Below are 13,586 nucleotides of genomic sequence, written 5' to 3'. Positions count from 1 at the left end.
TCTCAAAGAACAACCGCACATCAAGCTCGAACCCCGTTTGGAGATCCGCCCTTGAGGCAACCGTTCAAGCTTACCTGGTCGTTCTCGCCTCGCGAAATCCGGGGATCTCGCTGGCCTCGCCCAAGTGTTTCCCACGATGATTACCGCCCGAGGCGGATGATCCGTGGAGGTGGCTCATGCAGACCGGCCGACTTTCAGTCCGCCCGGCTCCTGCTGGCTGAGTCACTCTACCCGGTCGGTCGCGCTTGCGCAACTCCAACTTTCTGGATCTGCTCTGCACCGCCCGGCACTGAAACCAGCTTAGCTCGCCTCAGCGGCCCCCGATGTGCCGATCCGGATTATCACTTTCGTGGCTCTCCGTACCGGTTTCCCGCGGGCAGAGAAGAAATTACTTGACCGGCCGCCTCAACCGCAAATCGACGAACATGCACGCGACCTGCTGCGCCACGGGCACACACGGGACGGAAACCGTGACAGAGTGGCCTCATGGACGCATCCGAGACGCTGGCGGTCGACGCGTTCCTCGGCCTGTTGGTTCCGCTCTGGCAGGTCGTGATCGGCGTACTTGTGCTGGTGACCGTGGTTGTCTCGGTTCGAAAGCTGCTGCTGCGGGGCCCGTCACGGATGGGTGGCGCCCTGCTCCTGCTCGGCTCCGCGGTGGTGGGGCTGGCCGTGGTGAGCTACCTGATCCAGAGTCTGTGACCCCGGATACACCCCGCTCAGAGTCGCCGGTTGGCCAGGCTCGGGAGCTCCGCGCGGATCGTGTCCAGCCGGTGCAGGTCCAGATCCGCGATGGTGACGCCCGCGGTGTCCGCCGCCTGGGCCAGCACCGTCCCCCACGGGTCGATGATCATGCTGCGGCCGAAACAGGTCCGCCCCGGCTCGTGATCACCGATCTGCCCGGCGGCCAGCACGTAGCACTGATTCTCGATCGCCCGCGCGCGCAGTAGCACCTCCCAGTGGTCACGCCCGGTGTGCATCATGAACGCCGCGGGTACCACGACGATCTTCGCGCCGGCCACCGCGAGTTGCCGGTACAGCTCAGGAAAGCGCAGGTCGTAGCAGATGCTCAGGCCGGTCGGCACACCGTCGATCTCCGTGACCACGGTGCGGTCGCCCGGCGCGACGGTGCGCGACTCCTGGTACGAGACCCGGCCGGCGATCTCCACGTCGTACAGATGGATCTTGCGGTAGGTCGCGGCGAGCGAACCGTCCGGCCGGAAGACGAGCGTGGTGTTGAAGGTCCGGGTGTCGTCCGGGCCGATCTCGTGGAACGAACCGGCGTGCACCCACATGCCGAGTTCGCGGGCGGCCGTCGCGAAGAAGGTGGCGAACTCGCCGTCGACCGGCTCCGGCTTCGGCGCGTCGGCGGCCGGACCCAGGAAGTCGACGTATTCGGGCAGGACCGCCAGCTCGGCGCCGCCTGCGGCGGCCCGCTCGAGCAGCGAGCGAGCGACGGAGAGGTTGTGGTCCCGGTCTTCGCGAGAGTTCAGCTGGCAGACTGCGACGCGCATGAATGCGAGCGTACGTCCAAACGCCCGTTCCCACACCCGGCGTCCCGAAAATATGACACCCGGTCACGCCGGAGAGCAGCGCACGTGCCGGCGTGCCGGTCCAGCGACGCCCAGCTGGCTCCGGCCGAGCCGAGGGACAGGGGACGCGCCGGCGTGTCGGTCCAGCGACGCCCGGTCCCCTCCGGGCGCGCCGAGGGACAGGGGAAGCGCCGGCGCGCCGGTGCGGTGGCGCCCGGCCCGCTCCGGCCGCGCCGTAGAGCCGGGGATCGGTCGGGTCACCAGCCGGCGCTGCCGGGCATGAGCAGCACCTCGGAGCCGACCGGCTGGTAACCGGCGGCCAGCAGGGTGCGCAGGCTGGCGGCGTTGCCCGGCGCACACTGCGCCCACACCGGCCGGGAGTCCGGGATCAGGTGCCGGGCCGCGGTCGCCAGCAGGCGGCCATGCCCCCGGCCCTGTGCGGCAGGATCCACCTCGAACGCCACCTCCCAGCGGCCGCCGAGCCCGCGGCCGACCACCAGCAGGCCGTGCTCCGACTCCCACAGGCGCACGCCGGTGCGGTACCGGTGGGCGCGCAGGGCCCGCGGGTGTTCGCTCGCCTCCACCGGGGTGAGCCGCACCGGCGGGGCCCCGGTGAGCGGACCGGCGAGCAGTGAGATGTCGAAGGCTCCGGCGTGCAGGCCGAAGCGGTCCTCCAGCGCGGTGAGAAAGCGCGGGCCGCTGGGCGCGGCGAAATCCTCACCGGCCAGCTTCTCGGCCCAGGAGTAGTCGACGTCAGCGGCGACGACGACGTGGCCGGGAAACGACACCACCGCCGCCCGATCGGGCGACGGTGGTGGAACGATCTCGAGCCACGGGTCCGGCACGTGCCGGTCGCCACGCTCGATGCCGGCGAGGATGGTCGCCAGATCGCGGGAGCCGGTCAGGCCGACTTCTCCTCGCGTGCGTGGCGACGGCGGCCGACGAACTCGCGCGGAACGATCGTGGGGTTCACGTTTTCCAGGACCACCTCGCGGGTGATCACCACGCGGGCGGCGTCCGGGTTGCTGGGCACCTCGTACATCACGGAGAGCAGGACCTCTTCCATGATGGCGCGCAGCCCGCGGGCACCGGTGCCACGGAGCATGGCCTGGTCGGCGATGGCCTCCAGCGCGCCCTCGTCGAACTCCAGCTCCACGCCGTCCAGCTCGAAGAGACGCTGGTACTGCTTCACGTAGGCGTTGCGAGGCTCGGTGAGGATCCGGATCAGCGCCTCGCGGTCGAGGTTGCGGACGGTGGTGATCACCGGGAGGCGGCCGATGAACTCGGGGATGAGCCCGAACTTCAGCATGTCCTCCGGCATCACCTTGCTGAAGATGTCGTCGGTGTTCCGCTCCGAGATCGACCGGAGCCGGGCGCCGAAACCGACGCCGCTCTGACCCACGCGCTGCTCGATGATCCGGTCCAGGCCGGCGAACGCGCCACCCACGATGAACAGCACGTTCGTCGTGTCGATCTGAATGAACTCCTGGTGCGGGTGCTTCCGGCCGCCCTGCGGCGGAACGTTCGCCACCGTGCCCTCAAGGATCTTCAGCAGGGCCTGCTGGACCCCCTCGCCGGAGACGTCCCGGGTGATCGACGGGTTCTCGCTCTTGCGGGCGATCTTGTCGACCTCATCGATGTAGATGATGCCCTGCTCGGCGCGCTTGACGTCGTAATCCGCCGCCTGGATCAGCTTGAGCAGGATGTTCTCGACGTCCTCACCGACGTAGCCCGCCTCGGTCAGCGCGGTGGCGTCCGCGATGGCGAACGGCACGTTCAGCATCCGGGCCAGGGTCTGGGCGAGGTGGGTCTTGCCGCAGCCGGTGGGGCCGATCAGCATGATGTTGGACTTGGCCACCTCGACGTCGCTGCCCGATCCGGGAGCGCCGCTCGACTCGGCCTGGATGCGCTTGTAGTGGTTGTAGACCGCGACAGCGAGAGCCTTCTTCGCTTGCTCCTGGCCCACCACGTAGTTGTCCAGGAACTGGCAGATCTCCATCGGCTTGGGAAGCTCTTCCCACTTCACCTCGCCGGTCTCGGCCAGCTCCTCTTCGATGATCTCGTTACAGAGATCGATGCACTCGTCGCAGATGTAGACCCCGGGGCCCGCGATGAGCTTCTTGACCTGCTTCTGCGACTTCCCACAGAAGGAGCACTTCAGTAGGTCGCCACCGTCGCCGATCCGTGCCACCTACGTTCTCCCTGCGCTCAACGACCGGCCACTAGCCGGTCCGTGTCCGAGACGGATTGCCTCGTTGCCATCTCATCGTCTGCCGACCCGCGTAACTGAGGCTGCTGGCTCGACGTTACCCGCAAAGGGGCTGTTCTCCGACCCCCCAAAACGGGCGTGTCAGGGACCGGCCAGTCTAGCCTGACCGATCCGGTCCCCGACATCAGTGCGTCAGCTGCCGGCGCCGACGGTCTGCAGGCTCTTCTTCCGGCTGACCAGAACGGTGTCGACCAGGCCGTACTCCTTGGTCTCCTCCGCCGTCATGATCTTGTCGCGGTCGATGTCCTTGCGGACCTTCTCAACCGACTGGCCGGAGTGGCGGGCCAGCATCTCCTCGAGCTGGGTCCGCATCCGCATGATCTCGCGGGCCTGGATCTCGATGTCCGAGCCCTGGCCGTAGCCGCCCTCGGTGGCCGGCTGGTGGATGATGATCCGCGAGTGCGGCAGCGCCATCCGCTTGCCCGGCGTGCCGGCCGCCAGCAGCACCGCCGCCGCGCTGGCCGCCTGGCCCAGGCAGACCGTGCTGATGTCCGGACGGACGTACTGCATGGTGTCGTAGATCGCCGTCATGGCCGTGAACGAGCCACCGGGCGAGTTGATGTACATCGTGATGTCCCGGTCCGGGTCGGTGCTCTCCAGCGTCAGCAGCTGGGCCATCACGTCGTTCGCCGACGCGTCGTCCACCTGGACGCCGAGGAAGATGATCCGGTCCTCGAACATCTTGTTGTACGGGTTCGACTCCTTGATCCCCCACGAGGTGCGCTCGGAGAACGAGGGCAGCACGTAGCGGTTGTGCACCGGAGCGAACCCGGGAGGCAGGGAAAGGTCGGTCATGGTTCAGCTCCTCAGTTCAGCGTTCCGGCACCGTCCGGGACCTGCACGGCCCCGGTGATCACCTGGTCGATGAAGCCATAGTCCTTCGCCTCCTGCGCCGTGAACCAGCGGTCCCGGTCGAAGTCGGCCGCGATCTGCTCCGGGGACTGACCGGTGTGAAACGCGATCCGCTCCTGGAACATGCGCTTGGTGTAGAGCATCTGCTCCGCCTGGATGGCGATGTCGGCGGCGGTGCCACCCATGCCACCGGACGGCTGGTGCATCATGATGCGGGCGTGCGGCAGGGCGTAACGCTTGCCCGGCGTTCCGGCACAGAGCAGGAACTGCCCCATCGACGCGGCCATGCCCATCGCGACGGTCGACACATCGTTGTCGATGAACTGCATCGTGTCGTAAATGGCCATACCCGAGTAGACAGAGCCACCGGGCGAGTTGATCCACAAGTGGATGTCCCGCTCCGGGTCCTCGGCGGAGAGCAGCAGCAGCTGCGCGCAGATGCGGTTGGCGACCGCATCGGTCACCTCGCTGCCGAGGAAGATGATCCGCTCACGCAGCAGGCGGTTGAAGACCGAGTCGTCGAGGTTGCCACTCAGGGTGTCGCCGCCGCGCCGCGACACGGGCCCGGCGGGGGTGTGGAGATCGGTCATGGCAGCCCTTCACAGCTTGCTGTGTCGGCCGTGGTTGCGGCCGGCAGGTTGTCCGTCGTACGACCAACCTAACCGGTCGATTGCGCATCAGCTTCCCGCTCGGGCAGGTGTTCGCTGACAGCGCACCGGGCCTCGGCCGTACGCCGGAAATGACACCGGCCACCGCGCACCGTGAGCGGTGCGCGGTGGCCGGGTGACGCCTGTCGGTCAGTGGTTGTGACCGGCGTGCTCGTCCTCGCTGGCCGCGCGCAGGTCGTCCAGGGAGAGCGTGTTGCCCTCGCTGTCCTTCATCGTGACCTGCTCCATGACCGACGCGAGGGCCTTGCCGCGACGCACGTCGCCGAAGACGGCCGCCGCGGCGCCCGAGCGCACCAGCTGGTCGTAGTACTGCTGCGGCTGCATCTGGGCGCGCTGCGCCCGGTGCACGATCTCGTGGCCGAACTCGTCGTCGGAGACCTGCACGTCCTCGGCGTCGGCGATGGTGTCGAGCAGCAGCTGGATCCGGACGCCCTCCTGGGCCGCCTCGGTCAGCTCCTGGTCGATCTGCTCCTCGGTCTTCTCCTCGGAGGCCAGGTAGTCCTGCAGGGACGCGCCGATCCGCTCCAGCTGGTCGGTCATCGCCTGCTTGCGGCCCTCGACCTCGTCCTTGACGACGCCCTCCGGAGCCGGGATCGCGGCGGCCTCGACGAGCTGCTTGAGAGCCTCGTCACGAGCCGCGTAGATCTGCTCGACCTTCTTCGCCCGGGTGAGCCGCTCACGCAGGTCGTTGCGCAGCTCCTCCAGCGTGTCGAACTCGCTCGCCAGCTGGGCGAACTCGTCGTTGATCTCGGGCAGCTGCTTGTCCTTGACGGTGCGGACGACGACCTTCACCTCGGCGTCGCGGCCGGCGAAGTCGCCGCCGACCAGCTGGGTGGTGAAGGTGGTCTCGTCGCCGGCGGAGAGGCCGACCAGCACCTCGTCCAGGCCGGGGAGCAGCTGCTTGCTGCCGACCTCGTGGGAGATGTTGGTGGCCGAGCCGCCCGGCACCTCCTCGCCGTCGACGGTGGCGTTGAGGTCGAGCTGAACGTAGTCGCCCTCCGCAGCGGCACGCTCGACGGTCTTCAGGGTCGCGAAGCGCTCACGCAGGCCGTTGATCTGCTCATCGATCTCGTTGTCGCCGATGGCGACGGCCGGAACCTCGACCGTGATGGTCGACAGATCCGGGACGACGATCTCCGGGCGGACGTCGACCTCGGCCGTGAACTTCAGCGGCGCGTTGTCGGCGAACTCGGTGATCTCCACCTCGGGCCGGCCGAGCGTCTTGACGTCGTGCTCCTGGACCGCGGCGAGGATCTGCTGCGGGATCGCCTCCTGGACGGCCTCGTTCAGGACCGCGCCACGGCCGACCCGCTGGTCGATGACCGCGGCCGGCACCTTGCCACGACGGAAGCCCGGCACCTGAACCTGCGCGCCGATCTCCCGGTACGCCTTCTGCAGGCTCGGCTTGAGCTCGTCGAACGGCACCTCGATGGCGAGCTTCACCCGGGTCGGGCTCAGAGTCTCGACGGTGCTCTTCACAGGCGTACTCCTTGTTGCTGCGGATAGTTGATGATCAGTCGGGGTGGCGGGATTTGAACCCACGGCCCCTCGCTCCCAAAGCGAGTGCGCTACCAAGCTGCGCCACACCCCGTGGCGTCGGCCAGTGTATGCGGTCTGCTTGCCCGCGTGTGCGCTGGAGTCACCTGCTGGGGAATCCGGTTCGCGCGGACGGGAGATGATTCAGTAAGCTGTGCACGAGACCCGGGCACTCCGGGGCCTCGCGGGCGTAGCTCAATGGTAGAGCCTCAGTCTTCCAAACTGATTACGCGAGTTCGATTCTCGTCGCCCGCTCATAGCGTAACGGCCCAGGTCAGACGGCAAATCGTCAGACCTGGGCCGCTTCGTTTCACCCGCTGGTGGATCTTGCGTGCCATTGGCGTGCCATTAGCCCTCGCGGCGTCGACGCTTGTCCTGGCCGGCCCGCTTGGGCTTCGCGCTCCTGGCGATCCGCTTGTCCATGCTCTCGGCGATCTCCCGGTCCCGCTCGCTCGTCGCGTGCTGGTAGATCAACGCCGTCCGCATGCTCGCGTGACCCATCCGGTGAATCAGCTCCCGGGTGCTGGCACCGCTCGCCGCCGCGAGGTGGTTCCCGGTGTGCCGCAGGTCGTGGAAGTGGAAGCCGACCGGCATCCCCGCGTCCGCCAGCGCCGTCGACCACTTCACCGCCCGCCGGAAGTTGCCGGTCCGCAGGGGCATGTCCTTGTCCCCCGTGAACACCAGCGCCTCCGGATCAGCGCCGGTAAAGTCGGCGAGGTGCCTGGTCAGGGCTTGCCGGGCCATTGCCGGAAGAGCCACGACCCGGATGCCGGCCGCAGACTTCGGCGGCCCGAACTCCAGGCCGCTTTTCAGCGCGGCCAGCTTCCTCGGTACGCGGACCGTGCCGCCCTGCATGTCGACATCGCAGCGCCGCAGCGCCGCGAGTTCGCCCCACCGCAGTCGCGAGAAGGCGGCGACAGTGATCAGCGCCACGTACCGGGGCGGCATTTGCTCGGCGAGAGCGAGCACCTGGGCGACGGTGGCGACCGGACGCTCCGGGGTGTGGTACCGGTCGTATCCGGGGATCCGGCACGGGCTCTGCTTCAAGATCTCGTCCTCGCGGACCGCGGTGTTGAGGACCGCCCGCAGCAGCGAGTACGCCTTGACCGCCTGCGGCTCGCTGGTGCCGTCCTCGAGCAGCTTGCCGCGCCAGGAGCGGATCGTCTGCGGCTTGATCGCACCGAGCGCCAGGTGGCCGAGGGTCGGCTCGATGTGCAGCCGGAACAGGTCCTCGTAGTTCTCCCGGGTCCGCGGCTGGAGCTTGCGATGCGCGATCCACTCCCGGCCGTACCTGGCCAGGTGCACGTCGCCGGCCTCCGGCGCCTGCCACTCGCCGCGGATGATCTCGGACTCGACCAGGGTGCGCCACTGGGCCGCCAACCGCTCGGTGTCGACGGTGTTCGGGGCCTTCCGCTCGATGCCGTCCGGGCCGAGGTAGCGCGCCTGGAACCGGCCTGACGGGAGTTTGCGGACGTTGCCGAAACGGCGGTGCCCCTTCTTGTTGGCCATCAGTGGGCTCCGCAGCGCGATCCGGGTCGGGAACAGGTCCCGGAACGGCAGCACGTCCTTGCGCGGGTCCTGCAACGCCGCGACCACGTGCACCCCGGCCGCGCGGCCCTGTGACAGCAGCAGGCCCAGCGACTCCCGGATCCGGTCGCGGACCTTCCGGTCGGTCAGGTACGCGGTCAGCGCCGCCAGCTCATCGACGATCACCACCATCAGCGGCTCGTCCACCGTCGGCGTGTGCTGGCGGGTCACCCCGCGCAGCCGGGCGGCCCGCTGCCGCATCCGCTTGACGGCCTCCTCCAGGACGCCGGCCATGGCTTCCGGCTCGTCGTACGCGAAGCGGGCGAACAGCGGGGCGCCAGAAGCCAGTTCCATGCCGCCCTTCGGGTCGAACGCCCACACCTCGACCAGGCCCGACGCGATCCCGGCGGCCAGCGACCGCAGCAGCGACCAGATCACCGAGCCCTTGCCGGAGTTGGTCGCCCCGGCGATCAGCACGTGTGAGCCGGTCAGCCGCAGCCGGTAGGCGGTCCCGTCCTCCCGTACCCCCAGCTCCAGGCCGGACAGGTCGGGCAGCGCCGGAACCGGCAGCGGACCCACCGTGTTTTCGAGGGGATCGCGGCGGACGAAGTGCAACACCACCCGATCCGGACGCCCGGCGGTGTACGCCCGCGCCTCCCGAAGGCGGAAGGAGTACGCCAGCCGGGGCGCAGCCGCCGCCCAGTCGTCCGGATGCTGACCGGGCAGCAGCCGCACCGTCACCCGATCGCCCCACCGATCCGAACGCACTCCCAGCAGGCTCGGCACCCAGCGTTCCCCGGCGTGCACACTGGCCAGACCGCACGCGGTCATCACCGGAACCCATCCGCGCCGATAGGTCCACAGCTGCCGGCACCGGCCGACCGCCGGATACCACCCGAACCGCAGCCAGGTCCTCGGGTGCAACCGCCACCAGGCACTACCGGTGGCACCGAGGCCGGCGACGACCCCGACCAGCACCGGCCATCCGTACGTCCGGGTGATCCACCAGGACGCGACCAGCGGCCCGGTGATCCACCAGTACCGGGCCGCCAGCACGACCGACCGATAGGTCCCCCGGCCAAGCCAGACGAAGACGAGCAGCCATCCCGGGATCCGCCACACCGGCAGCCGGGTGTTGAGCGGAGCCGTGGGGATCTTCTCCCCAGGGATCACATTGACCAGAGGCATCACGATCACCCCCGGCCGATCCGGGTCGGCCGGGCCAGCGTTCGTACGCAGGTCCGGCAGGCCATGTGCCTCAGGTCGAACCGCCGCGGGCTCTCCCACAGCCGGCACCACGGGCAGTAGATCGCCACCGTCACGGACAGGTGGGACCGGCCGGTGACCTGCCGCAGCAGCGCTATCGATCGGGTCACGAACCGCGACTGGCGGCGGTCCAGGCGGCGGCCCTTCACGCCGCACCTCCCCGGCGTAGCTGGGAAGCACGCTCCCGGGCCGCTGCCGCCAGCTCGGCGGCCTCCGGCGTCGTCGCGCCGACACGCTCCAGCAGCGCGGCCTTACGGTCGAACCAGTCGGCTCGCTCACCGCCCGGGGTGGCGAGGGTGGGCCGGTCGGCCAGCAGCCCGCAGAGGGCAGCGGAGAAGGTGTGCAGGTCGGTCAGGGCAGCCTGAACTACGGTGGGCACGAAGCCCTCCTTCATCTGTCGAGGAGTGAGGGTTGCCGCGCGGGACGGGCCGGGACTCTTGGCGGGGAAACGGCCCGCCCGCGCAACCAGCGAGAAGCCGTCAGGCAGCAGCGCCGACGACGGCGGGGCGGATGGCGGTGGCGCGCAGCGAGTACGCCATCCGCGCCTTGCACTGCCCGGTGCCCTTGCAGCGCTGGGAGTCCACGTAGGGCGTGAGCGTGAGACCGTCGAACTCGATCGACGGCGGGTAGCCCGGCACGGCCGAGGCCGGCGGCACCGGCTGCTGCGGCGCGCAGATTTTCACCTTGACCTCGGTGCTGCGGCCGAACTTGCCGGCGGCCGGGTCGAGGTCCATCACCCGGACCACCCAGACCCGCTCGCCGGTCTCCTTGTCGCGGACCTGGTTGTCCGGGTCGTGGCGGCGCTCGAAGTCGACCGCGGCATCCACCCCGAGGCAGAGCACGCCGGCAGGGAAGACGTAATCGAACGGGACAGGGACTTTCAACGTCAGCGGGACCATCCGGACCTGACCTCCTGATCGCACGGACATCAATGTGACATCCGCTTATGCTTACAAGCTAGGACAGCATGTAAGCACAAGCAACGATCTATGTCTGATCTTCAGATGGCGCAACGAGCAATCAGGACAGCGGGTAAGTGTCCTCGATCTCGTGCCGGCTCCCCGGCATCACGATCAGCGAGGTCATGATGGGTTCGCCGGTGGACTGGTGAGCCGTGATGACGACGCTCAAGACCGCTTCGTCGGCCGGCACCTCCAAGGCGTCGGCCTCGGCATGGTCGACCGGCCGGGCGGTCAGTCGCTCGGTCGCGTAGTCCGCGCGCAGCTTCTTCCGGCTCCTGATGTGCTCCAGGATGCTGCCTGAGATCGGGTCCGGCTCGATCACGTCAGTCCCGACGGCGATATCCACCGGCACGAACGTCGAGATCAGGTCGATCGGTCCCGACGACGAAGTGGTGCGCCGACGCCGCTCATAGACCGGAGTCCCCTCCGGGATCCCCAGCGCAGCCGACACCCACGGCACGGCCAGAACCGGGCCGACGTGCAGGATCTCCGTTTCCGCCGTCTCGTCCAGGTCGATCGCGTCACGCGCGTACTGCGGTGAGCTGCGCTCGGACGGCGGCCGACCGCGTACGAAACTGCCCTTGCCCTGCTGGGACTCGATCCAGCCGTCCTGTTTAAGGATCCCGAGCGCCTTGAGCACCGTCGGGCGGGAGACGTCGAACTCGGCGCACAGTTGGCTCTCGGACGGCAGGCCGGCGCCGGGAGCATAGGTCCCGTCCTCGATGCGGCCGCGGAGCGCGTTCAGCACGCGCAGGTATTTCGGCGTCGGAATCTCGTACGCCATCGGGTCCACCCATCGACTTCGGCCGGATCACAGCATGTCAACACAGGACCATAAGGCCTGTCAGGACGACTGAACAAGATGGGTCAGACTGTCGGGTCGTCGACCCCGGTGGTCGCCTGCAGCCAGCCGGACCAGGCCTTCGGCGCACTGAGCTGTTCCGGTCGAGAGGCGCCGGGCCAGCGACGCGGTAGGCATCCGTACCGGCCGAACACCCGCAGCGCGACCCGGCGCAGAGCGCACGGATCCTCCTCGCCGCAGACGGCACAGCGCCCGTCGGCGCTCGGCGCCACGTGCCGGTCGAGCTGAGTTTGCGCGAAGTCCAATTGCTCGCGGGCCGCCGCTGACAGGAAGACGCTCACCTTCGGCTCCGTACGTTCGGGCCGCCGGCCCGCGGCGTGCAGAACCGCAGGCCCTCGTGGCGGACGAAGATTTCCCGGCGCTCGATGGCTTCCCCCGCGCTGTTCAGCGAGTAGCCCTGGAGCCAAGCCCAGCCTTCGTAGGTCGGTCTGTCACCGACCGAGATCACGCGGAACAGCAGCCGCCGCGTATCGGCGAACTGCACCGACGCATTGCCGTCGACGATGACGACATCCCCAGGACGCGGGATCACGGAGTCCTCCACCACACCGGATCGAAGGGCACCGGGACGGGCGGGCATGCGCGCCGGCACCCGCCCCGGTGCCGGCTCATGAGGCCGCCACCACCAGCCGGCCACGCCCGCCGCAGTCCATGCAGGAGCGCCGGGCGGTCACCCGGGCGTCACGGCACGTCTGCGCGACCATCCGCAGCGCAGTGCGATGGGTCGTGTACTTCCAGCCCATACCGGCGCACGAGCGGCAGGCGGGGGCCGAGGCGGAAGCGGTAGGAACGGTCACGGAGACAGGCTGTGGCCAAAACCGCCCCAGAACCCGGAAAATCATTCCGGGGTCGCCGATCTCCAAGCGGGGAGGGTCAGCGGATGCGCGGCATGACCATGAACTTGACGATCGGCGAGCGAGTCGCCTGGTACCGCCGCAGGCGCGGCCTGTCTCAGGAGGTGCTCGCCGGCCTCATCGGTCGAACCGCGGACTGGCTCGGAAAGATCGAGAACAACCGCATCGAGCTTGACCGCCTCTCGGTTATCAAGTCGCTCGCCGACGTCCTGGATGTCTCGCTCGGTGATCTACTCGCGGAGCCGTCGCTGGTCGAGTGGACCACAGACAGCGGCATGGAGACCGTGCCGGCCCTGCGCAGCGCGCTCATGGAGTACCGGGCGATTACCTATCTCGGTACCCGCGATGAGGACGGCGACCGGCCGAGCTTGGACGAACTCCGGCGGGAGACGGGCAAGCTTTGGGACGCCTACCAAGCATCCCGCTTCGGATTCGTCACCGGCCAGCTTCCCGGGCTACTCCGCCAAGCACAGACCGCCGCCGACGAGTTGGACGGCCGTGAGCAGGAGGAGGCCCGGAGTCTGCTCGGCCTCACCTACCAGCTTGCCGCGACGCAGCTCACCAAGCTCGGCGAGACGGATCTCGCGTGGATCGCGGCCGACCGCGGCCTCTCCGTCGTCCGGCCCGTAGGAGACCCGACGATCACCGGGTCGCTGTTCCGCTCAGTCAGCCACGCCCTTCTGTCTACCGGGCGCTACCAGGACGCCGTGCGACTGACCACCGACGCCGCCGACTACCTGGACCAGTACCTCACCGAAGCAGGGCCGGAGCTGCTATCCGTCTACGGGACGTTGCTGCTGGGTGGTTCGGTCGCCGCCGCCAGGGCGAACGATGCCGGCACGGCGCGGACCTTCCTCACCGCCGCCGACGAGGCCGCGGGCCGGCTGGGCGAGGATGCCAACCATCTGTGGACGGCTTTCGGACCCACAAACGTCGCGATCCACCGGGTCGCCGCTGCTGGTGAGCTTGGGAACGTCCAGGTAGCGATCGACCTCGGGCCGCGGGTAAACACCGCCGGCCTTCCGATGGAGCGCCGAGTCCGCCACGCCCTGGAGGTATCCCGGGCTTACGGTGCCTGGAACCGTCAAGACGAAGCCCTGTCCGTGCTGCTCGACGCCGAACAAATGGCCCCAGAACAGGTCCGGCACCACTACCTGGGCCGCCAACTCGTACTTACCTGGATCAGGCAGCAGCGCGGCAAGCCATCTTCAGAGCTTGTCGGCCTGGCACGCCGTCTCCGCGTGCTCGACTGATCCAC

At 68.7% G+C, this 13,586-nt stretch carries 15 protein-coding genes and 2 tRNA genes; 3 read left to right on the top strand and 14 right to left on the bottom strand.

Annotated features, from left to right (window positions below; all coding sequences use genetic code 11):
* Positions 1–486: 486 nt before the first annotated feature.
* Positions 487–702, top strand: coding sequence for a hypothetical protein (locus tag ACTEI_RS06065; protein WP_122976739.1), 216 nt, complete (start codon positions 487–489; stop codon positions 700–702).
* A gap of 17 nt (positions 703–719) precedes the next feature.
* Here the strand turns inward: ACTEI_RS06065 and ACTEI_RS06060 are convergent, their stop codons facing one another.
* The 7 genes from ACTEI_RS06060 to ACTEI_RS06030 form a co-directional block, all read right to left on the bottom strand.
* Positions 720–1,514, bottom strand: a complete 795-nt coding sequence (locus ACTEI_RS06060) for a carbon-nitrogen hydrolase family protein (RefSeq protein WP_122976738.1) — start codon at positions 1,512–1,514, stop codon at positions 720–722.
* 275 nt (positions 1,515–1,789) lie between these two features.
* Entirely contained in the window at positions 1,790–2,323 is a 534-nt protein-coding gene (locus ACTEI_RS06055) for a GNAT family N-acetyltransferase (RefSeq protein ID WP_239082555.1), read from the bottom strand.
* A gap of 110 nt (positions 2,324–2,433) precedes the next feature.
* Complete coding sequence (gene clpX, locus ACTEI_RS06050; protein WP_122976736.1) at positions 2,434–3,723, bottom strand: ATP-dependent Clp protease ATP-binding subunit ClpX; 1,290 nt, start codon at positions 3,721–3,723, stop codon at positions 2,434–2,436.
* Between the two features lie 210 nt (positions 3,724–3,933).
* Positions 3,934–4,596, bottom strand: coding sequence for an ATP-dependent Clp protease proteolytic subunit (locus tag ACTEI_RS06045; RefSeq protein ID WP_122976735.1), 663 nt, complete (start codon positions 4,594–4,596; stop codon positions 3,934–3,936).
* An 11-nt stretch (positions 4,597–4,607) separates the two neighbouring features.
* Positions 4,608–5,243: a ClpP family protease gene (locus tag ACTEI_RS06040; RefSeq protein ID WP_122976734.1), complete on the bottom strand. Its 636-nt coding sequence runs from the start codon at positions 5,241–5,243 to the stop codon at positions 4,608–4,610.
* A 207-nt stretch (positions 5,244–5,450) separates the two neighbouring features.
* Positions 5,451–6,800: a trigger factor gene (gene tig / locus ACTEI_RS06035; RefSeq protein ID WP_164465858.1), complete on the bottom strand. Its 1,350-nt coding sequence runs from the start codon at positions 6,798–6,800 to the stop codon at positions 5,451–5,453.
* Between the two features lie 38 nt (positions 6,801–6,838).
* Positions 6,839–6,912, bottom strand: a tRNA-Pro gene (locus tag ACTEI_RS06030).
* A gap of 129 nt (positions 6,913–7,041) precedes the next feature.
* On the opposite strand from ACTEI_RS06030, the gene ACTEI_RS06025 reads away from it, so the two are divergent.
* Positions 7,042–7,112: transfer RNA gene (locus ACTEI_RS06025), tRNA-Gly, on the top strand.
* Positions 7,113–7,205: 93 nt separating this feature from the next.
* Here the strand turns inward: ACTEI_RS06025 and ACTEI_RS38075 are convergent.
* The 7 genes from ACTEI_RS38075 to ACTEI_RS05985 all read right to left on the bottom strand — a co-directional run bounded on the left by ACTEI_RS38075 (position 7,206) and on the right by ACTEI_RS05985 (position 12,018).
* Positions 7,206–9,572 (bottom strand): site-specific integrase, encoded by a 2,367-nt coding sequence (locus ACTEI_RS38075; RefSeq protein ID WP_239082556.1) that lies wholly within the window; start codon positions 9,570–9,572, stop codon positions 7,206–7,208.
* 5 nt (positions 9,573–9,577) lie between these two features.
* A complete protein-coding gene (locus ACTEI_RS06010; RefSeq protein WP_122976732.1) occupies positions 9,578–9,799 on the bottom strand; it encodes a hypothetical protein in 222 nt (73 codons plus the stop codon).
* Positions 9,796–10,029: a hypothetical protein gene (locus ACTEI_RS06005; RefSeq protein WP_149100730.1), complete on the bottom strand. Its 234-nt coding sequence runs from the start codon at positions 10,027–10,029 to the stop codon at positions 9,796–9,798. The genes ACTEI_RS06010 and ACTEI_RS06005 overlap by 4 nt, the downstream gene beginning before the upstream one ends.
* Positions 10,030–10,129: 100 nt before the next feature.
* On the bottom strand, positions 10,130–10,549 hold the full coding sequence (locus tag ACTEI_RS06000; protein WP_122976730.1) for a hypothetical protein: 420 nt from the start codon (positions 10,547–10,549) through the stop codon (positions 10,130–10,132).
* 121 nt (positions 10,550–10,670) lie between these two features.
* The gene (locus tag ACTEI_RS05995; protein ID WP_122976729.1) at positions 10,671–11,396 is read right to left on the bottom strand and encodes a GntR family transcriptional regulator; all 726 of its coding nucleotides are present in this window, start codon (positions 11,394–11,396) and stop codon (positions 10,671–10,673) included.
* A gap of 83 nt (positions 11,397–11,479) precedes the next feature.
* A complete protein-coding gene (locus ACTEI_RS05990; RefSeq protein ID WP_122976728.1) occupies positions 11,480–11,755 on the bottom strand; it encodes a hypothetical protein in 276 nt (91 codons plus the stop codon).
* Positions 11,752–12,018 (bottom strand): hypothetical protein, encoded by a 267-nt coding sequence (locus ACTEI_RS05985; RefSeq protein ID WP_239082557.1) that lies wholly within the window; start codon positions 12,016–12,018, stop codon positions 11,752–11,754. Before ACTEI_RS05985 ends, ACTEI_RS05990 begins: the two co-directional genes overlap by 4 nt.
* 345 nt (positions 12,019–12,363) lie before the next feature.
* Here ACTEI_RS05985 and ACTEI_RS05980 point away from each other — a divergent pair, with 345 nt between their 5' ends.
* A complete protein-coding gene (locus tag ACTEI_RS05980) occupies positions 12,364–13,581 on the top strand; it encodes a helix-turn-helix domain-containing protein (protein ID WP_122981943.1) in 1,218 nt (405 codons plus the stop codon).
* The last annotated feature ends 5 nt before the right edge of the window (positions 13,582–13,586 follow it).

This window comes from Actinoplanes teichomyceticus ATCC 31121, from assembly GCF_003711105.1.
GTDB classification, from domain to species: domain Bacteria; phylum Actinomycetota; class Actinomycetes; order Mycobacteriales; family Micromonosporaceae; genus Actinoplanes; species Actinoplanes teichomyceticus.
The sequence above is the reverse complement of the archived record's forward strand: the minus strand, read 5'-3'. Positions and strand labels throughout refer to the sequence as shown.